Origin of the sequence: Paenibacillus tepidiphilus, from assembly GCF_008635795.1 — a bacterium.
In the GTDB taxonomy this organism is placed as follows: Bacteria; Bacillota; Bacilli; order Paenibacillales; family Paenibacillaceae; genus Paenibacillus_AQ; species Paenibacillus_AQ tepidiphilus.
This window is the reverse complement of the sequence record NZ_VWRQ01000090.1, coordinates 1-505: the sequence shown is the minus strand read 5'-3', so window position 1 is coordinate 505 and position 505 is coordinate 1. Positions and strand designations below refer to the sequence as shown.

The following is a 505-nucleotide window of genomic DNA, read 5'->3' as shown; positions in this document are numbered from 1 at the left end:
CGGCATATAATCCGTATTCGAATTTTTGTTCGCCTTTAATATTGCCGAACGAATTCTGACTACCTGTCTGCTCTTTACGCAGATTCACACCATATTTAAACAGATGCTCTCCGCCAAATTCGCTGGTAAAGCCTAAATTAGCCCCCGTTGTTTTGGTTTTAGAACTACGTTGATAACCGGTTAATTTATTTTGCTGATAATCTTCTCGCTTATCCGTCCCTAAAATATGGAACACATTCGCTTTAACGTCTCGAGCAAAGCCGATGTCTTTCGCATCATACTCAAGGTTGTAGGTACGTTTGGTCGTGTTCGCATTTACCGGGCGGCTATTAAAAATCATCTCGAAACGATCTTGTCCCGCACCATAAAACGACTCTTGACGGAAACTTAAGCCGATACGCTGTTTATCGGTAATATCATAGCCGAATTTCGCCAAATAATTACCTTGACGACGAGCGGTATTATTCACTACTCGGCTATTTTTATTCACCGCATCCGAATAACC

The 505-nt window shown here is 41.8% G+C and carries 1 protein-coding gene; it reads right to left on the bottom strand.

What is annotated here, in order from left to right; genetic code table 11:
* Window positions 1-505, bottom strand: a 505-nt coding sequence (locus F1379_RS29640; protein WP_203457204.1) for a TonB-dependent receptor, incomplete at both ends; no start/stop codon positions are given.